General features: G+C 59.4%; 21 protein-coding genes. 10 read left to right on the top strand and 11 right to left on the bottom strand.

The features are described from left to right. Positions 1-2 precede the first annotated feature (2 nt). Both IPM21_06185 and IPM21_06180 read right to left on the bottom strand, forming a co-directional pair. The gene (locus tag IPM21_06185; GenBank protein MBK9163495.1) at positions 3-800 is read right to left on the bottom strand and encodes a hypothetical protein; all 798 of its coding nucleotides are present in this window, start codon (positions 798-800) and stop codon (positions 3-5) included. After that, positions 801-1,355, bottom strand: coding sequence for an NAD(P)H-dependent oxidoreductase (locus tag IPM21_06180; protein ID MBK9163494.1), 555 nt, complete (start codon positions 1,353-1,355; stop codon positions 801-803). Positions 1,356-1,490: 135 nt separating this feature from the next. Here IPM21_06180 and IPM21_06175 point away from each other — a divergent pair, with 135 nt between their 5' ends. Continuing rightward, a complete protein-coding gene (locus tag IPM21_06175) occupies positions 1,491-2,303 on the top strand; it encodes a class I SAM-dependent methyltransferase (GenBank protein ID MBK9163493.1) in 813 nt (270 codons plus the stop codon). A 117-nt stretch (positions 2,304-2,420) separates the two neighbouring features. Then, complete coding sequence (locus IPM21_06170; protein ID MBK9163492.1) at positions 2,421-2,765, top strand: hypothetical protein; 345 nt, start codon at positions 2,421-2,423, stop codon at positions 2,763-2,765. A gap of 8 nt (positions 2,766-2,773) precedes the next feature. Here the strand turns inward: IPM21_06170 and ygiD are convergent, their stop codons facing one another. Then, positions 2,774-3,574, bottom strand: a complete 801-nt coding sequence (ygiD, locus tag IPM21_06165) for a 4,5-DOPA dioxygenase extradiol (GenBank protein ID MBK9163491.1) — start codon at positions 3,572-3,574, stop codon at positions 2,774-2,776. Beyond that, positions 3,571-5,262 (bottom strand): aldehyde dehydrogenase family protein, encoded by a 1,692-nt coding sequence (locus IPM21_06160; GenBank protein ID MBK9163490.1) that lies wholly within the window; start codon positions 5,260-5,262, stop codon positions 3,571-3,573. The genes ygiD and IPM21_06160 overlap by 4 nt, the downstream gene beginning before the upstream one ends. A gap of 124 nt (positions 5,263-5,386) precedes the next feature. Here IPM21_06160 and IPM21_06155 point away from each other — a divergent pair, with 124 nt between their 5' ends. Next, entirely contained in the window at positions 5,387-6,625 is a 1,239-nt protein-coding gene (locus IPM21_06155) for a cysteine desulfurase-like protein (protein MBK9163489.1), read from the top strand. Here the strand turns inward: IPM21_06155 and IPM21_06150 are convergent. The 4 genes from IPM21_06150 to IPM21_06135 all read right to left on the bottom strand — a co-directional run bounded on the left by IPM21_06150 (position 6,622) and on the right by IPM21_06135 (position 12,011). Beyond that, entirely contained in the window at positions 6,622-9,450 is a 2,829-nt protein-coding gene (locus IPM21_06150) for a serine/threonine-protein kinase (GenBank protein MBK9163488.1), read from the bottom strand. The two genes, IPM21_06155 and IPM21_06150, sit on opposite strands and share 4 nt — an antisense overlap. A 147-nt stretch (positions 9,451-9,597) precedes the next feature. Then, positions 9,598-10,053, bottom strand: a complete 456-nt coding sequence (locus IPM21_06145; protein MBK9163487.1) for a hypothetical protein — start codon at positions 10,051-10,053, stop codon at positions 9,598-9,600. A gap of 69 nt (positions 10,054-10,122) precedes the next feature. After that, positions 10,123-11,733, bottom strand: a complete 1,611-nt coding sequence (locus tag IPM21_06140; GenBank protein MBK9163486.1) for a hypothetical protein — start codon at positions 11,731-11,733, stop codon at positions 10,123-10,125. Next, positions 11,694-12,011, bottom strand: coding sequence for a hypothetical protein (locus IPM21_06135; protein ID MBK9163485.1), 318 nt, complete (start codon positions 12,009-12,011; stop codon positions 11,694-11,696). Before IPM21_06135 ends, IPM21_06140 begins: the two co-directional genes overlap by 40 nt. Before the next feature lie 218 nt (positions 12,012-12,229). On the opposite strand from IPM21_06135, the gene IPM21_06130 reads away from it, so the two are divergent. The 5 genes from IPM21_06130 (at position 12,230) to IPM21_06110 (ending at position 15,255) form a co-directional block, all read left to right on the top strand. Beyond that, a complete protein-coding gene (locus IPM21_06130) occupies positions 12,230-12,847 on the top strand; it encodes a hypothetical protein (GenBank protein MBK9163484.1) in 618 nt (205 codons plus the stop codon). Between the two features lie 17 nt (positions 12,848-12,864). After that, the gene (locus tag IPM21_06125; GenBank protein MBK9163483.1) at positions 12,865-14,058 is read left to right on the top strand and encodes a beta-lactamase family protein; all 1,194 of its coding nucleotides are present in this window, start codon (positions 12,865-12,867) and stop codon (positions 14,056-14,058) included. A 106-nt stretch (positions 14,059-14,164) separates the two neighbouring features. After that, the gene (locus tag IPM21_06120) at positions 14,165-14,374 is read left to right on the top strand and encodes a hypothetical protein (GenBank protein MBK9163482.1); all 210 of its coding nucleotides are present in this window, start codon (positions 14,165-14,167) and stop codon (positions 14,372-14,374) included. Between the two features lie 4 nt (positions 14,375-14,378). Continuing rightward, entirely contained in the window at positions 14,379-14,807 is a 429-nt protein-coding gene (locus IPM21_06115; protein ID MBK9163481.1) for a hypothetical protein, read from the top strand. A 1-nt stretch (position 14,808) separates the two neighbouring features. Then, positions 14,809-15,255, top strand: a complete 447-nt coding sequence (locus IPM21_06110) for a DUF1810 domain-containing protein (GenBank protein MBK9163480.1) — start codon at positions 14,809-14,811, stop codon at positions 15,253-15,255. Here the strand turns inward: IPM21_06110 and IPM21_06105 are convergent. Next, complete coding sequence (locus tag IPM21_06105; protein MBK9163479.1) at positions 15,236-16,762, bottom strand: tetratricopeptide repeat protein; 1,527 nt, start codon at positions 16,760-16,762, stop codon at positions 15,236-15,238. The genes IPM21_06110 and IPM21_06105 overlap by 20 nt on opposite strands. Before the next feature lie 186 nt (positions 16,763-16,948). On the opposite strand from IPM21_06105, the gene IPM21_06100 reads away from it, so the two are divergent. Continuing rightward, on the top strand, positions 16,949-17,182 hold the full coding sequence (locus tag IPM21_06100; protein ID MBK9163478.1) for a CopG family transcriptional regulator: 234 nt from the start codon (positions 16,949-16,951) through the stop codon (positions 17,180-17,182). Beyond that, positions 17,169-17,429, top strand: a complete 261-nt coding sequence (locus IPM21_06095; GenBank protein ID MBK9163477.1) for a type II toxin-antitoxin system RelE/ParE family toxin — start codon at positions 17,169-17,171, stop codon at positions 17,427-17,429. Before IPM21_06100 ends, IPM21_06095 begins: the two co-directional genes overlap by 14 nt. A 53-nt stretch (positions 17,430-17,482) precedes the next feature. On the opposite strand, the gene tkt is transcribed toward IPM21_06095, so the two are convergent. Both tkt and IPM21_06085 read right to left on the bottom strand, forming a co-directional pair. Further along, entirely contained in the window at positions 17,483-19,516 is a 2,034-nt protein-coding gene (gene tkt / locus IPM21_06090) for a transketolase (protein ID MBK9163476.1), read from the bottom strand. Continuing rightward, positions 19,513-20,982 (bottom strand): gluconokinase, encoded by a 1,470-nt coding sequence (locus IPM21_06085; GenBank protein ID MBK9163475.1) that lies wholly within the window; start codon positions 20,980-20,982, stop codon positions 19,513-19,515. Before IPM21_06085 ends, tkt begins: the two co-directional genes overlap by 4 nt. Positions 20,983-20,992 lie beyond the last annotated feature (10 nt).

The following is a 20,992-nucleotide window of genomic DNA, read 5'->3' as shown; positions in this document are numbered from 1 at the left end:
CCTTATCCAACCACCGCCCGGAAAAATTCCCCGATGGTTACGGCTTCCGGTACAGCGGCCTGCATTATAAAGCCGGCGACGGCAAAAAGTATGAGGACGACAAGGGCCGGGATTCCGGTCTTTTTTAGCGCCGTCAGCAGCCAGTGGGTACGCTCGATGTTCTTGACGGGTTTGTAGAGCGAGCCGACGACGGCCGCATCTATGAGCAGCTCGGCAAAAAGGATCGGGGCGATCCAAACAACGTAGATGATCGCCGAAAAAGCGATGATCAGAATGGCCGCGACCAACAGAAGGGCAAGGCCATCGTCGAGGTCAAAGTCAAAGCTCCCGAGCCCGCTTCCCGAGCTTGAACCAGTGGAAAGCGAGGACGAGCTTCCGCCCGATGAAAACCCGACCGGCATAGGAACGGACTTCGCATCGCCCCAATCGCCGCCCGCACCGGCACCGGCAAAATCACCGCCGCCACCAAATGTCCTGCCCGCAGACCCGCCGATACGGATATCGTCGAGCCCGTCCATCACCGCGAGCGTCAGGTCGCCGCCGCCGTCAAAGTCCGGGTCGCCGAGCGGCTCTTCAGTATTAAGCCAGATCCAGATGCGGAGCAGAATGAGAAAAGTGATGTATCCGGCGATAACGGCGAGCGGATAGCGGAGAGCCATCTCGGTCACATCAAGCCGCAATAAAACGGCCGAAACCATAAAGGCGGAGCCAGCCGTTAGAGCAAGAATTATCGAGATCTGCACCCGCGGCATCGAGAGCCGCTCCGTGATCTCTTTAACTATCGCCGATCTTCTTCCCATCTATTTCTTCAGCTTTCGTGTCCACTCGACGAGTGCCGCAAGCTGCTTCGCCATTATCTTCCGCGTTGAATCATCGGTCAGATTGCCCTCGTCGTCAAACCGCTCGCCGCTGTTGCCGATCATCACTTCCGGCCGGTTGAGCGGATACATATTCAGAAATACCATCACCTTGCGGAGGTCATACTGCATTCTCGCCGTGCCGAGCGCACCGCCCGAAACGCCCATGATCGCCGCCGGCTTGCCATCCCAGGCACTGTCGCCATAGGGCCGCGACGCCCAGTCGATGGCATTCTTGAGCACACCGGGAATCGAATAGTTATACTCCGGCGAGACGAAAAGTATCGCGTCCGCATCGCGGATAGCCGACTTGAGGTCCGCAACCACCACCGGTGGGTTCGCCTCGCTATCCTGGTTAAAGGGCGGTATTTCGTCTATCTCAAACGTAGTCAGCTCCGCACCCTCAGGCAGGAACTCCGCCGCTGCACGAAGCGCCGCACGGTTGAGCGAGGCCTTTCTGATGCTTCCGGCGATCCCAAGTATCTTTATTGTTTCCATAGTTTATCTCCCTTTTTTCGAAAAGTTCATTATACTACGCCCGCTGCATGTCCGCTTCCGCCGGCGAAAAGCGTCTTTTGTATCATCGGGAACATGGCCCCACAAAATTTAAGCCCGGGTTAATGGAGAATTGAAATGAACGCAAACAAAGCACTTTGGGAAAAGGGTGATTTCACACGCATCGCCACAAGCATGCGCGAGAGCGGCGAGGCCGTGGTCGAAAGCCTCGGCATCGGCAGCGGAACAAAGGTCCTTGACCTCGGCTGCGGCGATGGGACGACCGCAATACCCGCCGCCAAACGCGGTGCCGACGTCCTCGGCGTCGATATCGCGAGCAATCTGGTCGCCGCCGGCAATCGGCGAGCCGAGGAAGCGGGCCTCGCAAACGTCCGCTTTCAGGAAGGCGATGTATCCACGCTCGGCGAGGTCGCCGACGGCAGCTTTGACCTCGTTATGAGCGTCTTCGGGGCGATGTTCGCACCGCGGCCCGGCGACGTTGCGAAAGAGATGTACCGAGCCGCACGGCCCGGCGGCCGCGTCTTTATGGGCAACTGGATCCCCAACGACCCGACGCTGGTCGCACAGATACTACGTATCTCGTCGGCCTATTCGCCGCCGCCGCCCGAGGGTTTCGTCTCGCCGATGACGTGGGGCGTTGAGGAACACGTCATTGAACGCTTCACGGCCGCCGGTGCCGCCGCAGAAAACATCTCGTTTGCACGCGACACATTTACATTTCGTTTTGACGGCACGCCCGCCGGTTTCGTCGATACTTTCCGCCGCTACTACGGCCCGACGATGAACGCCTTTGACGCCGCCGCCACAAACGGCAAGGAAGAACAACTCGCCGCCGAACTCACAGAACTATTCGAAAAAGAGAACCGCGGCAACGGCACCGGCAAGACGGTCATCCCGGCAACGTACCTCCGCGTGGCGGTTGCGAAGTGACCTAGATCAATTCACAAAGAAAGACTGCGGAGGGAATGCTCCTTCCGCAGTCATCTTTCGCCGTCAGATTTTTCTTGGCCAGATGGGCAAGTTGTGATAGGGTGCAGAGTTATCCGGATGGCTTCTGCATTACAAAGCTCGCTCGTTTTTTCCGGTGCCGGTTTGTTGCTTGGTGCTGTGAAGTTGGTCTATTCCTTTTTTCCTCTTTTCAACATCACCGACGTGCTCGTATTCGGCGTTGGTGCTTTCCTATTGGTTCGCCGTTTTCCGGTCAATTTTCTTGTTGCCGCACTGATCCTGAGCCTGCCGGCAACTGCCATGTCGCTTTATTTTGTATCGGGACTCGGTATGGAACGAATCTCCTCCGGTGTGGGAACCGGCTGGCTTGTCTCGGCGATCGCGATCCCAATCTCCGCCTTAATTGGCTCTTGGTTCGGTGCCCGTCGCCCCGCATTCAGATAGTTAAAAAACTATCCGCCCAACCGTTCGCCGAGCCCGAACTGAACTGCCAACATCGAAATGGAACCGCCGTCGAATCCCGCGACGGGGAATGAAACGGCGTCGTCCTCGCGGGCGGCGCCGAGCACGTAGAGCAGCGGCAGATAATGGTCTTGCGTCGGAGCGGAAAGCAGGGCATCTTCACCGAGCTTTTGATAATCGACGAGCGGCCCGTGCTCCGCGCGTTCGATCAGGCTCCGGGCCTGTTGCTCGAACCGCACGGCCCAATCGAACGGCTCGACATCTTGCCGCCCCCAGGCGTAGGCGTGAAGATTATGGATAATGTTACCGCTCGCCGCGATCAGAATGCCTTCGTCCCTTAGCGGCGAGAGCCGGCGGCCGAGCTCGTAGTGAAACTCCGGCGGCTCGGCCCGGTTGATCGCGAGTTGCACGATCGGCACGTCCGCCTCGGGAAAAACGTGGCAGAAAACCGACCATGTGCCGTTGTCAAGCCCCCAGGTTCCGGTGTCAGCGGCAACGTCGCCGCCTATCAGTTCCCGCACTCTTTCAGCAAGCTCCGGCGAGCCCGGTGCCGGATATTCGACCTCAAAAAGCTCCCGCGGAAACCCGCCGAAATCATGTATCGTCCGCGGCCGCTCCATCGCGGTAACCGCAACCATCGGCACGTACCAATGGGCCGAAATGCAAAGCACCGCCTTTGGCCGCAGCATCGCTTCGCCGATGCTCCGCCACGCCCGCGTGTACTCGTTCTCCGCAAGGGCATTCATCGGATTTCCGTGGCCGAAAAATATTGCCGGCATTCTCTCGGTCATTTTCTTCTCAGTTCCTTGATGCGTTTCCAGAGCTGCGGTAAAAGCGTTGCGGTCTTGAGCACGGAGCCCGTGGCAAATTTGGTTGCGAAGCCGCGGAAGGTCTCAAGTGCCGTCGGCGAGTACGGCATCCACCAGGCGTCGGGCAGGAGCGTGATGCGGTTGGTGTGGATGTGCTGCGGCTGAACGAGTTCGAGCAGGCCTTCGAGGCCGTGCGTGCGGCCGCGGCCGGAGTTTTTGAACCCGCCCCAAGGCGTTTGCCCGATGCCGTGGGTGTAGAGGTGTTCGTTGATGCAGACGGTGCCTGCTTCAATGCGTTCGGCGATGCGGCGGCCGCGGGCGATGTCGCGTGTCCAGACGCTCGCCGTCAGGCCAAACTCCGTATCGTTGGCAAGGGCGATAGCTTCTTCCTCGGTCGCAAAAGTGCAGATCGGCAGCGTTGGCCCAAAGGTCTCCTCCCGCATCGGCCGCATGTCGTTCGTCGCACCGGTGATCACCGTCGGCTCAAAGATGAGCGGAGCGCGGACACTCCTGTCCGCATCGCCGGTTCCTCCGGCGAGATCATCCGTGCCCACAGAGGCTTCTTCGCAATTAGCGCTTGTTCGCGTCGAAGCGACGCTCATGCGGACAAGAGTGTCCGCTCTCCTTTCCCCGCCCGTGAGTATCTCCGCTCCCGCTTCGCGAAAGTCATCAACGTGGCGCTCGACTATCCGGATCTGCCGCTCGGACGACATCGGCCCGACCGAGACATCGGGGTCGCTGCCGGGCCCGACCTTAAGCTTCTTAGTTTTCTCGATGATCCGGCGGGTAAACTCCTCGGCGATCAATTCGTGAACGTAAAGCCGCTCGACCGATGCGCAATTTTGCCCGGCGTTGCAGAAGGCTCCCCAGACGGCGGCATTGGCTGCCGCCTCAAGGTCGGCATCGGCGAGAACGATCATCGGGTCCTTTCCGCCGAGTTCGAGCACGACCGAAGTCAGGTTCCGTGCCGCAGCCTCGGCGATCTTTCGTCCGGTCGCGACCGAGCCCGTAAAGGCGATCTTGTCCGGGGCGGCTTCGACAAGTGCGGCACCCGTTTCGCCCGCACCACTTACGATCTGAACAGCATCTTTCGGGAAGCCGGCACGCTCAAATATCTCACCGATCTTTACGCCGGTCAGCGGCGTCAGCTCCGAGGGCTTTATCACGACCGTGTTCCCAGCCATCAGCGACATAACCGCCTCGCCGAGCGGGATCGAGAACGGATAGTTCCACGCCGGAATGATCGCGACAACGCCGAGCGGGTGATAGACCACCTTCGACGACCGCCCGAGCAAACCGAAAAGCCCGATGCCGATCCGCCGCGGCCGAAGCATCTTTTCCGCGCTCCGTGCGATCCACTGCATCAGGTCGAGCACCGGTGCGATCTCAAGCGCAATGGCCTCGCCCTTCGGCTTGCCCGATTCGGCCGAGATCAGCTCGGCGATCGCTTCCATTTCATCGAGGATCACCTCGCGGGCCCGCATCACCAGCCGCCGCCGCTCGGCAAAGCTCGTCGTTTTCCACATGTGGAAAACCTGCCGCGAACGCTCGACCGCCTCGCGCACTTCATCCGGCGTCGTTACGCGAACCCGCCCGACCTCGCGGCCCGTTGCCGGATCGCTCGAGATGATCTCATTTGCCGCAGCTTCCTCTGCCTCAGCCTTTGCCATATCCGCTTAGCATATCCCAATCGCCGCCCGAAATGTAAGCCTCTTTCGCATAGGCGGTTGGTGCAAAGCGGGCCTTCGGTTAAAGTGTTTCCATCGAGAACCTGCACCCGAACCGATCAAAACAATGAACACCACAGCCGCCGAAACGACGTTCTCTCTTTCCGGGATCCGCGAGCACTTTCCCGCACTCGCCCGCACACACAACGGCCACGCCGTCGCCTATTACGACGGGCCCGGCGGGACGCAGATCCCGCGGCCGGTAGTCGAGGCGATGAACGATTACCTTTACAACCATAATGCCAACACACATTGGGGCTTCCCGACCAGCGACGAGACCGATGCGTTGATCGCCAATTCGCGTGCGGCGTTTGCCGACTTCTTCAATTCGTCACCGGATGAGGTCGTCTTTGGCCAAAATATGACGACCCTAACGTTTCACCTCGCCCGTGCTCTCGGCCGCGGCTGGCAGGCGGGCGACGAGCTGGTCGTTACCGAACTCGATCACCACGCCAATGTCGATACCTGGCGATCGCTTGAGAAGGAGCGCGGAATGATCGTCCGCACTTTGCCGATGGATATTGAGAGCGGGACGCTGCTCCTCGATGAGCTTCCCGCGTTGCTAAATGAACGCACGCGGCTCGTCGCCATCGGCGCCGCCTCGAACGCCATTGGAACCATTACAGACGTTGCTGCCGTCTGCCGGATGGCTCGCGAAGCCGGAGCCCTCAGCTTCGTCGATGCCGTTCACTTCGCCCCGCATAAACTGATCGACGTCACGGCCATCGGCTGCGACTTCCTCGCCTGCTCGGCCTATAAATTTTACGGCCCGCACATCGGTATTCTTTTCGGCCGGCGTGCGCTTCTTGAGAAGGCCGATTTCCCGAAGCTCGCCCCTTCGCCAAACAACGCACCCGACCGTGCCGAGACCGGAACGCAGAGCCACGAGTCGATCGTCGGAGCCGGAGCGGCAGTCGATTTTATTGCCTCGCTCGGCCAGGGGACGACGCGGCGGGAACGCCTTGCCGATGCTTTCCATAAGATGCACGACAAAGATGACGCACTTACCAAGTGGCTCTGGCACGGGCTCTCGGCCATTCCCGGCGTTCGGGTTTACGGCCCCGGCCCCGAGGCTGAGCGGACGTCGCTCGTCTCATTCACCGTCGGCGACCGGCCCTCAAGCGAGGTCAGCCGACGTCTGATCGACTCGGGCATTTACATTTCGCATGGAGATTTCTACGCATCGACGGTCGTCGAGCGTTACGGCATAAGCCAACAGGGATTGGTCCGTGCCGGCATCAGCCTTTATACGACCGAGGAAGAGGTCGAGCGGCTTCTCACAAACGTCGCCCAAATTGCGAGCTAAGACCGTTCGCGTGGGCCGGCCCGGCGGAGCGAAACATCGGCGGCTTCCCGCAGGCCGTCTTTGATGAGGATCAGGTCGTTATTAATGCTCCCGCGTGCGACGAGCAGCTCGCGGCCGTCCGCCGACCAACTGAAATTGAAGATCAGCCCGGAGCTGAAATCCGTGATCGGCGTCGCCGGCGAGCCATCGATCGGCTGCCGCCAAAGGTTCATCGCCCCGCCGCGGTTGGTCAGCACCGTTAGTTCCTTACCGTCCGGCGACCAAACGTAATTGTTGATCAGGTTGTATTCGATGTCGCGCTCGATCGCCTTCACCTTTCCGTCCTCGATCGCAGCAATGTGCAGCCGCTTTTCAAAGTTCGCAAGGTCGTAAGTGACGAACGCCATCCGCTTGCCGTCCGGCGACATCCGCGGGTGAAAAACGCCCCGCGATTCGTGCTCGTAGAAAATCTCTGCCGGCCCGCCCTCGATCGGCACCCGCATCAGCTTGAACCGCTCCTCGCCCTCGGCCTGCCGTTGAAAAATGACGCTTCGCCCGTCGGCAGTTATCTGCGGCATCAGGTCGAGCGTGTTCGCTTCATCCGCCGTCAACTGCGCCGGGCCCGAGCCATCGGCATTGATCCGCCAGATGCGCGAACGGCGGTCTTTCTGCAAATTGAAGACCAGTGTCTTGCCGTCCGGCGAAAGTGCAGGATCGACCGCGAAGCCGGTATCTGCAAAAAGCACGGCCGCGTTCTTTCCGTCGGCATCCGCTTGCCAGAGCTGGGCCGTTTTGCCCTCGTTGCGGGTGTAAATTATCTTGCCGTCGCGGGTCGCGAGCACGCCGGCCTTGCCCTCAACGGCGCGTCCATCGGAGGTGATCTGAGCCGGCGCATTACCGGCTGCAGGAATTCTCCAGAGCGAACCCGTCGCGTCGCCCTTGATGGTCACCATCGTCCGGCCGTCGCCCGAGATGCCGAGGTCGGCATAGTCGTTCAGGTCGTTCGTCACCTGGTGCAGTTCGCCTTCGGGATACGAGGCGAGCCAGATCTGAACATTATCGTTCTGCGTCGGCCGTGCGGTGAAAACGTAGCCGGAGCCATCTTCCAGCCAGCCGAAGTTCGTCACCATCTGAAACTCACGCCTGTTTAGCGGCCGAAGCTTCTTGGTCGCGACGTCGATCTCGACCACGTCCGTTTTCATCAGGAATCCGCTCTGCCGGATGCCGCCGCCCGCCAAAAGCTTTTTGCCGTCCGGCGAAAAGGCCAACCGGAAAACGAACATGTTGTATTCGGTCGCCGGCGTCGAGAGAAATTCCTCTAGCTCAAGCGTTTCGGTATCGACCAAATAGATCGTGTCCGCATTCGTTTTCGGTATATGCCGGATGAAAGCGAACCGCTTGCCGTCCGGTGTGAATGCGACCGGGCTGTCAACGTCCTCGACCAGCCGCTTTGGCGTACCGCCGAGCGTCGGCACCTGGTAAAGCGTGCTGATACTGAAATCGCTGCTCGTCTGCGTAAAGTAAACATGGTCACCGCTTGGCGAGAACGAGATCGACTTCACAACCAAGTTCGTCGCCGGGACGAGCGTTATCGTGCTGTCGGTCGCGACCTGCCTTACGACCAGGCTGCGGTTACCGATCTCGCCGCTTACGTATGCAATATATTTTCCGTCGGGCGAAATGGCCGGAAGCGCGACGCGGCCGTCCGTGTTGATCCGCGAGATCTGCGGCTTGATGAACGCCGTTTCCGCCTGTCGCTCTTCGTTGCCGAGATATGAATAGAACCCGGCCGCAATGAGCGCAAGCAGCGAAAGTGCCGCCGCGACGCCGGCCGTCCGCTTGAGCGAAAAGCTACGCTGCGGACCGCCGCCATGCGAGGGCACGCTTGTTAATACGGTCGCGTTCCCGGTCGGGTGATTGCCGCTCACCGTCCGGTGGAGCATCGTCGGGTTCTCATTAAAATCGGGCGAAGATGTCGTGTGCCCGCTCCGCCGGCCGCTGTTCGTGTGCTCAAGCTCGTGGAGCAGCTCGCGGACGTCGAGCGCAAAGTCCTTAACGCTCTGGTAGCGTTCCTCGCGGTCTTTCTGCAGAGCTTTGCGGACGATCCGGGTCAGTTCCGGCGGTATGTTCGGCAGGTGGTCCACGAGCGGCACGGGCTCCTTGTAAACCACCGCCGCGATCGTATCGGCCGTCGTTTCGCCATCGAACGGTGCCTTTCCGATCAGCATCTCGTAAAGCACGACGCCGAGGCTCCAGATGTCCGTCCGCTCATCGACCTCGTGGCCGCGGGCCTGCTCCGGCGACATATAACGGGCACTTCCCATCACCGTTCCCGGAAGCGTCTTGTTCGCGTCGGCGCCCTCGCCGAGAGCGTATTTTGATTTCGCCAGGCCGAAGTCGAGCACCTTTACGATCGAATCCTGCCGGACCATTATGTTCTCCGGCTTGATGTCGCGGTGGATGATGTGCGCCTGATGGGCAGCAACCAGCGCATTGGCCGTTTGCTCGATGATCTTGAGCATTCGCACGAGCGTCAGCGATTCGGTCTTGAGAACTTCACGAAGCGTTTTGCCCTCGACGAGTTCCGTCGCCAGATAGCTACCGTGCTCGTCCTCGCCGATCTCAAAGATGGTGATTATGTTCGGATGATTGAGGGCGGAGACGACCCGGGCTTCCTGGCGAAAGCGGTTGCGGCGGTCTTCGTCAACCGTGAATTCGAAGGGCAGGAGCTTTATCGCCACGTTACGGTCAAGCTCGTGGTCGAGCGCCGAATAAACCTCGCCCATTCCGCCCTCGCCGATCTTGGAACGGATCTCATAACGCCCGATCTGTGTTCCCGCATACATCGTTCACGCTCCGACAATTCTCCCTAGAGACAAAAACACCGCGCTTCACGCATTTATGACAGCTAGCGGTGAGGCGCGGCGATCAAAGAACCTCGCTACAACCTTTAAACGTTCGAAAGCGCCAAAAAGTTGCCCCGGACTGAAAATTTAACCATTGTTAATTCGTTCATAGACCGCGCCTTCCTCAGCAAAGCCCGAAGGTGTTGCCTCGCGGAGCTTTAGATCGTCGCCCGAACGGAACCACCAGCCGCCCGTCCGCGAAAACTCAAGAACGATCGGTGTCCCGCCGATATCGATCGGCGCAAATGTGACGATCACACGGCTTCTTGCGTACGTCCAGTGTCCGGTGCGAACCACATTTCCGCGATTCTCGTAGTCGCCGGTCATCAATGCGGTTAGGTCGGGCTTAAGGTCGAGAAGCTCGACGACGCGCCCGCTCGAACCGATGAATTCTCGGCGGTAGGTGCCGATGAATTGTTCGATCCTGTCATCCGCTCTCGGAGCGTTGCCGGCTTCGGCATTGGCCGGCTGGACAGAAATAAAAAACGGCATCCCGATCAAGAATGCCGCAAGCAAAAATGTTGCGATTCTTTGGACTATCATATGGCCTCGTCTGTATCTGTTATTGATACTACGACGCCGCCGGGCCCAAAAACGTTGCAATAAAAAGGGTTACGATGCCATCTTCTCTATCGATGCGTAAGCGGCATCGATCGCTTCGCTGAGTTTGTCGGCATCAGGCCCGCCGCCTTCGGCCATGTCGGGACGCCCGCCGCCGCGGCCGCCGAGCAGCGGCACGATCTCCTTGACGATGTTCCCGGCCTTGACCTTATCAGTAAGGTCGGCGGAGACGCGGACGATAATGCTCGCCTTGCCCTCATCCTTGCGGCCGAGCACAACGACGCCGGACTTCAGCCTCGCGAGAAGCGTATCCGAAAGCTGCCGCTGGCCGTTGGCATCAAGCCCGTCAACGATCTTTGCGAGTACCTTTACGCCGCCGATCTCCCGAGCCTCAGCGCCGCCGGCCGATCCATTGCCCGCGGCTCCGGTCGCGATCTTAAGCTTCAGTTCCTCGATCTCCTTCCGCGTCCGTTTGACCTCTTCCTGCAGCCGCTCGATCGCCGACGGCAGGTTGTCCCGCTGCGTCTTGAGCGCCTCGAGCGAACGGTCGATCAGCACCTCGTCCTCGCGGAAACGCTCAAAGGCATCAAAGCCCGTTATCGCCCGGATGCGGCGGACGCCCGAGGCTATCGCCTCATCGGACGTGATCTTAAAGCTGCCGATATCGCCGGTCGCCCGGACGTGCGTACCGCCGCAAAGCTCCATCGAGAACTTGCCGTCGCCGACGCGCAAGACGCGGACCTCCGAGCCGTATTTCTCGCCAAACATCGCCACCGCACCGGAACGCATCGCGTCCTCAAGCGACATCATGTTCGTCGTGACGGGCTCATTCTGAAGAACGTATCGATTGACAAGGTCCTCGACCTCGCGGACCTCCGCCGCGGTCATCGGCTGATAGTGCGTAAAATCGAACCGCAGATAATTTGGCGCAACGACCGACCCGGCCTGCTTCACATGAGTGCCGAGCACCTCTTTCAGCGCCGCGTGGAGCAGATGCGTCGCCGTGTGATTCCGCCGCGTCGCATCGCGCCGAAACTCATCTACCGAGGTCGCAACGATTTCGCCGACCTTCAGCGTCCCGCTCTCGACCTTTGATTTGTGAAGTATCAGCCCCGCGAGCGGCGAAAACGTGTCCATCACCTTGAGGCGCGTTTCAGCGTTAGAAAGCACGCCCGTATCGCCGACCTGCCCGCCCGATTCGGCATAGAAAGGTGTGTCACGAAGAACGACCAGCCCTTCCTCGCCCTCGGTCATTTGATCGACGCGCTTATCACCGACGACGATCCCGATGACCTCGGATTCGTCCCATCGCGTCGTATCATAGCCCCGAAAATTCGCGGCACCGACAGCCTCAAGCAACTCGGCATAGATCGGCGAGATCTCGCTCTTCCGCTGCGTCTGCCCAATGCCGGTCTGCTTCTGCAGCTCCTGCAAAGCGGCGTCGAACCGCTCGTTATACTCGTCCTCTTCAAGCACGAGTCCCTTCTCTTCAAGGAAAACGCGGATCAGGTCACGCGGCGTGCCGTAGGTGTCATAGAGCTTTGCAATGCCTAAGAACAATGCATCGTTCGGCTCGGTTTCGGGCGTTATCGCAAGATCGCCGAGCCTGCCCAAGCCCACGGTCATCGTGTTGCCAAACCGCTCTTCCTCAAGCCGGACCATCTTGCCGATAAATCCCGCTGGACGCCGAGTTCCGGAAACGCGGCCTGCATTTCATCAACGACGAAGTCGCAGACCTTGTAGAAAAACGGGTCGGTATAGCCGAGGTGCTCGCGGCCATGGTAGATCGCCCGCCGCATTATCTTGCGAAGGACGTAGTTGCGGCCCTCGTTTCCGGGCAAGATGCCGTCTGCGATGGAAAACGCCGTCGAGCGGGCATGGTCTGCGATCACCCGGCAGGCAAACTTCTGCGTTTCAGAAAGATTCTCGTACGTACTCATTCCCCTCAATTGTATAACAGCCCAAACCCGTGCGTGAATCTGAGCCCTTTTAAGTTCTTCGAAGGAAAGACGTTTTTTCAACGCAAAGTCGCAAAGAAGCAAAGCCGCTAAGTTCAGATCGTTCGCTTGGTTACATTCCACACGGTCCGCTTTCCACTTTCCACTATTCACTATTCACCATTCACTATTCGCAAACGATATCGGATAAAATCCTCGGCATGAGATTTCTGATTCCGCTGATCTTGATCGCTGCTGCATGCTCTTCGCCTCCGAGCCGGCCGGCCGCAAATGATCAACCCGCACCGGCGACCGCCACCTCCGGCCGCACCGAAGAGGCCGGTACCGTCGCTGAGCAAAGCCCGACGCCAAAGGACGAAGTACCGGCGGGAAAGGACGACTTTGAGGGCACCACAGGCATTATCGATAAAAGGAAGGCAATCAAAGACGCTGCCGTGCTCAAGGCGATCCGCACCGGCCGCCACGAGGGCTTTGACCGGATCGTCTTCGAATTTGCCGGCGACGAGATCCCCGGCTACCACCTCGAATATATCGATAAGCCCGTTCGCTCGTGCGGTGCGGGAGATGTCGTCCCGCTCGCGGGCGACGGCTGGCTGCAGGTTCGCTTTGAACCGGCACGTGCACACACCGATGAAGGCAAACCGACGCTCGGCTCTCGCGAGCTCGTGCCAAAGCTGCCGAATCTGCTAGAGCTGAAGTCCACCTGCGACTTCGAAGGCCAGGTCGAGTGGGTCGCCGGTGTCGGCTCGCCAAACGGCTATCGTGTGCTCGAGCTCGAGAAACCGGCCCGCTTCGTCGTGGACATCAAGCATAAGTAGGCAGACACAAGACACTCATGAGATCTTTAACGCTCGCAATTTTTATCTTGCTAACAATGACGCTCGGACACGCACAAACGGATAAGACAGACGCCCTTCGGCAGGGCTTTCGCAGCGAGCTCGAAAAGGCGGGCGTCGCGGGCGGCAGCCTTGTTGTGATCCGCGAGGGCAAAGTCATCGCCGAGGAGCAGTACGGCCTCGCGAATATTGAAAAGAAGCAGCCCGCAAATGCCGCGACCATCTACCACTGGGCCTCGAACACAAAGCCCTTCACCGGCATTGCGATAATGCAGCTCCGCGACCGCGGCCTGCTCAAGCTCGATGACCCCGTAACGAAATACCTGCCCGAGCTTCGCAAGATACACAACCCCTTCGGCTCGATGGACGAGATAAGCATCCGCCATCTTCTGACGCATTCGGGCGGCTTCCGCGGCGGCACATGGCCCTGGCGAAATAACAAACCCTGGGAGCCGTTCGAACCGACCGAGTGGTCGCAGCTCGTTGCGATGTTTCCGTTCACCGAGGTGCTCTTCAAACCCGGCACGAAATTCAGCTACTCGAATCCCGGCATCATCTATCTCGGCCGCATCATCGAGGAGGTCTCGGGCGAGCCCTACGAAGCCTATATCGACAAGAACATCCTCCGGCCGCTCGGGATGCACAGCAGCTATTTCGACACAACGCCGCCGCACCTCCTGCCGCACCGCTCGCACAGCTATTTCATCCGCGAGGGCAAGCGGACCGAAGGCCGCTTCGACGCCGACACCGGCATCACCGTCTCGAACAGCGGGCTCAACGCCCCGGTCGCCGACATGGCCAAATACTTGAATTTCTTGCTTGGCTCCCCTCCTGCCCAAGGAGGGGTGACGGGAGCAGCGGGCGGCCAGTCAGTCAGCGGCAGCACGCCTTACGACACCATCCTCAAGCGCTCATCACTCGAGGAGATGTGGCAGCCCGCATTGAAAGCTGAAACCGACGCTAACGGCAACCCCGGCTTCACCACCGACATCGGCCTCATCTTTTTCATCGACCAGAGAAATGGCCGAAAGCTGATCGGCCACGGCGGCGACCAGAACGGCTTTATCAGCTATATAGAATTCGACCCCGCGTCGAAAACCGCGACTCTCTTTGTGCTGAACACCGACGTTGCAGGCAAACCGGGCTCGGACCTGATCTCCGGCCTGCGGCGATCGCTTCGGGAGCTCTTTTGAATTTGCGGGTTTGCGGGATATTGTGGACAACGGTTTCGCAGGATCGGTTCTCTTACGACCGGGAAATAATGCAGCAGTCATCGCCTTGAGGAGCAATATAGTGAATATGAACAAACACCTTCACGGAGCGATCGGGGCGGTTGCGATCGTTCTTGCCTTCGCGGGAGCGGCCATCGCTCAGGCAGACAATTTCAAGCCTACGGACATTTCGAACGCCGGAGTTCGCCTTGCCGCCGACTTCGCCGTGAAGGAACGAGCGGAAAAAAAGAAAGCAGGATATCGCTCTCGAGCAGATCCTCGCCGCCGAGGACCGTGAACCGATGCTTGGCGCACGGGACTTCCGCCTTTGTCTCGCCGTCAAAACAAATGGCAAGCCATCGAAGGTTCAGGCGACCGTTTCGATGGATCAGTACTCGAACCTCACTTTATTGGTTTGGAGGAATTCGACCTGTCGTGCAAGCGCCGGCAGTGACGGCTTTAAGGCGATCAGCACTGATGACGTTGGTGCACGTTTTGCAGCCGATTTCGCCGTAAAAGAGCGGAGCAGCGAAACAAGTAAGCAGATCGCACTCGACCGCATCCTCAAGGCCGAGGACCGCGAACCGAAGCTCGGTGAACGAATTTTCAGGCTCTGTATGGCCACCAGGACGAACGGGAAAACGGCAAATGTTCAGGCCGTGATCTCGATGGACCAATACTCGAACCTAAAGATCGAAAGCTGGAAAGAGAAAGCGTGCGGCAGTAAATGATATGGAAGACGATGACCCCTTCAACCTTCAACGCTTTGTCGAGGCCCAACACGGCAGCTACGAAAGGGCGCTTGGTGAGGTAAAGAACGGACGAAAAATAACTCATTGGATGTGGTACATCTTTCCGCAGATCGCCGGACTTGGGGAGTCTGATATGGCTCGGAAGTACGCGATCGGCTCGCTTGACGAAGCCCGCGAATACCTTACCCACTGGGTGCTCGGCCCGCGGCTTCGCGAGATCTCCGCGGCCTGCCTCGCACACCGCGAAAAAACGGCAGAGGAGATCTTCGGCCGCACCGACACATTGAAGCTCCGCTCCTCGATGACGCTTTTTGCCCAGATCGCCGAGCCGGGCTCGGTCTTCGAACAGGTCCTTGATGCTTTTTTCGACGGCGCGCCGGATGAGAAAACGCTCGAGTTGCTTGCGGTTAGTTCGGACGGTTCTTAGCCGCCTCGAGTTCGCGGACCTTTTGTTCATCTGCGACGGCAAGGTCCGCACGCCCAAAACGGCGATGGATCTTTGCTCTTTCCTTGTAGATGGCGGCATAGTTCGGCATCATCGCGATGGCTTTCCGGAGTGTTTCGAGAGCGTCCGAATAGTATTTCGCCTTGTTACCGATCTGCAAGATCGCCTGCCCAGCCTGGTCGCCGGCATACATTATGTGAGCCTGCACACAGATCTCGCGGACGCCCGCCATGGTCAATACTGCCTTGAAAGCGTCGATCCGAACGTTCGGCCGCGTCCGGTCAACCGTATCGACCCATTCCTTCGCCGTCTCGAGTCCCGAAGTGCAATAGATGACGGCCTTGCCGGATTCGACCGACGACTTTATCAGGCCGGCTCCGGAAGAACCCGTGTCGCGGTCGAGCGCGGCTGTGGCGGCATTCATGTAGCGGACGGTTGCGTCCATCGTCGCCTTGGCCGCCCGCTCGTAATCGGCATCTGATCTCGCGTTGTCGGCGAGAGCCGAGTATGCCCGAGCCCTCATCTCGAGCGCACCCATAAAAACACTGAGCATCAGGTCATCCCGCGGTTGCGTTGGGCCGGCCATCGGCAACAGCTCCAGAGCTCGGCTCGCATGGGCGACCGTCTGTCGGTGGTTGCGAGCCGCTTCGGCGGCACTCGCAAGCTGAAATGCCTCGGCTGCACTCGTCACCTCCGCAGGCAGCTTTGCCGCGGTAGTCGGCGGACGCATCGCCGCCGGGGTCGGCCGCGGGCGAGCGGGAGCGGGCCGCGTCGGTTGCGGCTTTTGAGCGACGGAACTCGCCTTCCGCTCCTCGCTGTTTATGTAATCGAGGTAGATCCTCGCGACCGAGTAGTTCCGATCCAGCCGGATCGCCGTCTCGGCATCGCGACGGGCCGCGGCGTAGTTCTTTTGGGCCCCAAAGACCTTTGCCCGGGTGTAATGGGCGACGGCGTTCGTCGGATCGAGCCGGATCGCCGTGTTCAGGTCGGCAAGAGCCTCGCGGTTGCGGTTTACCCGTTCGTAAACCACGCCGCGTTCGCGGAAAGCCGGTGCATATTTCGGGTCGAGCCGGATGGCCTGTGTGAAATCAGCGATCGCTCTATCACGCGAAGGCGCAAAATCGACCGCCATCAAATGCGAATAAATGCCGCCGCGCGTGTGCCAATAAACAGCGTGCTTGCTGTCCAGCTTGATCGCCTGCGAAACATCTGCCGCCGCTTGCCGGTAGCCCGCTTCATTTGGGCTTGCCAGCGTCTTATAGTAGTGAGCCAAACCCCGGTTGAACCACGCTGTCGGTTCATTCGGCCGGATCTTCAGATATTCCGTGTAATTCGCGATCGCCGCGTCGTATTGCCTTCGCTCGTAGTTCGCCAACCCCTGATCAAAAAGCACCTTCGCCCGCGCAAGCTGCTCAGCAGTCTGCGAGAAAGCCAGCATCGGAAACAAAAGCAGAACGAATGTGAGGGTTATTGTGAATCGGAGTCTCATGCTTGATCTGATGTAAGGATTGATGAACGCCGAGGCAAGGGCCAATTTGCCCGCTGCGAGTAAGCCATTTTCGCATTTTTATAGCATATCAGGCCGGTTAAAGCCATGAATAGTAAGTGCGCGAAAGGCGGCGTAAACCCGCGAAAACATCTGGACGTTTTAGCGTCACACCGTTATAATGTTCACATGTCAACGGAAACAAAGCGATCGACCATCTATCTTGACCCGGCGATCCATCGTGCGGTCAAGCTCAAATCGGCCTCGACCAGCCGCTCGATATCGGACATCGTGAACGATGCTCTCAGGGAAAGCCTTCGCGAGGATCAGGAAGACCTGGCTGCTTTTGACGCCCGGGCGAAGGAACCTGTTATCTCGTATGAAGCGATGCTCGCGAAGCTAAAGGCCGATGGCAAAATATAGGATCGAATTCAAGCGGTCGGTCTTCAAGGACCTGCGGCCGATACCGAAGGCGGACGTCAAACGCATCCTCAAGCGGATCGACGCTCTCGCCGCCGATCCACGCGGCCCCGGCAGCGAAAAGCTCTCAGGCCAGGAACGCTACCGCGTCCGGCAGGGCAACTACCGCATCCTCTACACGATCGAGGACGACCGACTCATTGTCACCGTCGTCCAAATCGGCAAACGAAGCGAGATCTATGACCGCTGAACCGACGCAGGAAGCATTCGAGGCAGCGATGCCGTTGCTGAACACAGAAAGGTCTAAACGAGCTTCTTCGCCATCTTTACCACGTTCTCGACCGTGAAGCCGTAGTCGCGGAAGACGTCCTCGGCCGGGGCTGAGGTGCCGAATTTGTCCACGCAGAGCGTGTCGCCGGCGTCGCCGACGTACTTTGCCCAGCCCATCGAAACTCCGGCCTCGATCGCGAGCCGTGCCTTTACCTTTGCCGGCAAAACGGTCTCTTTATATTTCGCCGATTGCTCGTCGAAAAATTCCCAGCAGGGCATTGAGACGACCCGCGTCGGCGTTCCGGCGGCATTGAGTTTTTCGCGTGCTTCCATCGCGAGCCCGACCTCGGAACCGGTCGCGATCAGGATCAGCTTCGGCTCGGCTCTTTTGCCGGCCTTGTCGGCGGCCTCGGCAAGGACGTAACCGCCCTTGTGCAAGCCGTCGGCCTTGGCAAATTTCTTGCGGTCGATGAGTGCAACCTTCTGCCGTGAGAAGGCAAATGCCGTCGGGCCATTCTCGCGTTTCAGAGCCGCACGCCAGGCCTCGCGAGTTTCGTGTGCGTCGCAGGGACGGATCAAAACAAGATTCGGTATCGCCCGCAGTGCCGCCAGATGCTCGACCGATTGGTGCGTCGGACCGTCCTCGCCGAGCCCGATCGAGTCGTGCGTAAAAACGTAAATCACCTGAAGGTGCGAGAGTGCCGCCAGGCGGATCGCCGGCCGCATGTAGTCCGAAAACGTCTGAAACGTTCCGCCAAACGGTATCACGCTCCCGAAGAGCGCCATGCCGTTCATCGCCGAGCCCATCGCGTGCTCGCGGACGCCGTAATGGATGTTGCGGTTCTGGTAGCTTCCGGCCTGAAAATCTTTCGAATCTTTGATGACCGTATTGTTCGATGGCGAAAGATCAGCCGAGCCGCCGATCATCGCCGGAATCGTCCCGGCGATCGCGTTGATCACCTCGCCGCTATAAGCCCGCGTCGCCTTGGCCTCGGTGCCGTCAAATTTCGGCAAGGCCACTTCCCAACCCTCGGGCAGATTGCCCTTGCGAATGGTCGCTAGCTGCTTCCCGAGTTCCGGAAATGCCTTTGCGTATTTCTTGATGCCCGCTTCCCATTCCTTTTCGAGCTTTGCACCCGCCTTCACCGCCGAGTGGAAATGCGACAAGGCTTCCTTTGGGATAAAAAAGGTCTTGTTCTCCGGCCAGCCGAGGTTCCGCTTCGTCTCCTTTACGGCGTCGGTGCCGGGTGCGTCTGAGTGTGCCTTTGAGGTGCCCTGCTTCGGCATCCCGAAACCGATAATTGTCTTTACGCGGATCAGCTTCGGCCGGTCCTTTATCTTTTGCGCCGCCTTTATCGCCGCCTCGATCGCTTTGATGTCGTTGCCGTCTTCGACTGTCGAAACCGCCCAGCCGCAGCTCTCGAACCGCTTCGTCACATCTTCTGAGAAAGCCAAATCGGTCGAGCCGTCGATCGTTATCCGGTTATCATCGTAAAGATAGATCAGGCTGCCGAGCTGCAAATGCCCGGCCATCGACGCCGCCTCGTAACTCACGCCTTCCATCAGGTCGCCGTCCGAAACAATGCCGTAAATGAAGCCATCAACTATCCGGTGGCCGGGCTTGTTGAACCGGGCGGCAAGATGCGCCGCGGCCATCGCCATCCCGACGCCATTGGCAAAGCCCTGGCCGAGCGGGCCGGTCGTTATCTCGACTCCGGGCGTCAAAATGTTCTCCGGATGGCCGGGCGTCCGCGAATGGAGCTGGCGAAAATTCTTTATCTCGTCGAGCCCGAGGTCGTAGCCGGTCAGGTGCAGCAGCGAATAGATCAGCATCGACCCATGCCCCGCCGAGAGCAGAAAGCGGTCGCGGCCAAACCATTTCGGGTTCTTCGGGTTGTGCCGCAGAAACTTGGTCCAGAGCACATACGCCGCCGGTGCCATCCCGAGCGGCAACCCCGGATGCCCCGAGTTCGCCTTCTGTATCGCATCCAGCGAAAGCGTGCGGATGGTGTTGATGCAAAGTGTGTCGATGTCGGTTTTCTTGGTCGGTTTGGTCGCGGTTGTCATTTGTCGGTTTTCTCGATCGATCCGTAAACGCTCCGGTGACGCTTCCGCGCTTTTTGGTAAACGGCGTGGCACGTCGGATGAGACGAAATTGTTCTAGTTTTAATTGCTGAAAGCCCGTCGGTAAGCTCTATTTTGCCAGTCTTCTCCAGTGCAAGCAAAACCGCTCCGCGCAATGAGGCTTCGGGCTCGGAATTTACCTCGATATCGCGGCCGAGGACGTCGGCGATCATCTGCGGCCATACCGGTGAGGCCGTTATCGCTCCGCCTGAAGCGATGACCTCGCGGACCGGGCAAACGCTCTCGAGGCGGCCGAAGATCTCGGCCAGCCGGTATACGACCGATTCCATCGCCGCCTGCAGGATGTCGATGGCGTCCGTCGCCATTGTTAACCCGCGGATCTCGCCCGTGCGAAATTCATCGTAGCCCGTGCTTCGTTCGCCGGCGAGGAACGGCATAAATGTCAGGCCATGCGAGTCCGCACCACGTTTCGCCATTTCTTTACCGATCGCCGCGTCGGACATATCGACCCGCAGGATCTGCATCAGCCGGTCATAAAGCCCGCCGCCGTCTGAGATCGCCCCGCCGAGGATAAAACGCCGAGCGTAAACGCGATAGCACCAAAGCCCGTCGGGTATCTTTTCCGGCGGTTTGTCCAAAACGACCCTGACCGCACCGCTTGTCCCGAGCATCAGTGCCGCTCGCGCCTCGTCGATACATCCCGAACCGACACTGTTCGCCACACCATCGGCGACCGCCGGAAGCCATCTCGCCTCGGCAAGTCGCGGCCAACGCTTTCGCCACTTTGGCAGAAGCGGAAATGCCATCCCGCCCGCAGCGAATGGCGGCAACATCGCCGGCTTGAGCTTAAGAAAACCCGCAAGCTCCGCATCCCAGATGCCCTGCCGCAGGTCGAATATTCCCGTGCCCGAGGCCATCGAGACGTCGCTCGCCGCCTCGCCCGTAAAATGCATTTGCAGGTGATCGCCGAGCGAGCACCAGCGGGCCGTCCGCCGCCAGATGTCTTTGTGTTCGGCCCTGAGCCACAGCAGCTTCGCCGGCCAAAAGCTCGAGTGAAAATGTGCTCCTGTTCGCTGATGCACGGCCGACTCGTCAAGCTGCCGCCGGAGCTTGGCGACATGCCCGCGGCTGCGGTTATCTGCCCAGCCGAACACCGGCGTCGTCGGCTTGCCTTTCGCGTCAATGCCCAAAAGGCTATGCCAAAATGTGCACGCCGCGACGTGCGTTACCTCACCTGCGGGCGCACGCTCAAGCACGGCATCGATGACGCCGACAACCTGCCGCAATGCCCTCGCCGCATCTATCTCCGCACCGCCATCGCGGGTCGCCGCAAGCCGCCGCTCCTCTTTGACGAACGTCCGCTTCAGCATCCGCCCGCCGCCATCAAAAAGCGCTCCGCGAACGCTCGACGAGCCGACGTCCAAACCTAAAATGAGTTCCTTCGCCATCAAAAAAATA

The sequence above is a fragment of the Acidobacteriota bacterium genome (assembly GCA_016716435.1).
In the GTDB taxonomy this organism is placed as follows: Bacteria; Acidobacteriota; Blastocatellia; order Pyrinomonadales; family Pyrinomonadaceae; genus OLB17.
Note: the sequence above shows the minus strand (reverse complement) of the source record. Positions and strands in the feature narration are given on the sequence as shown.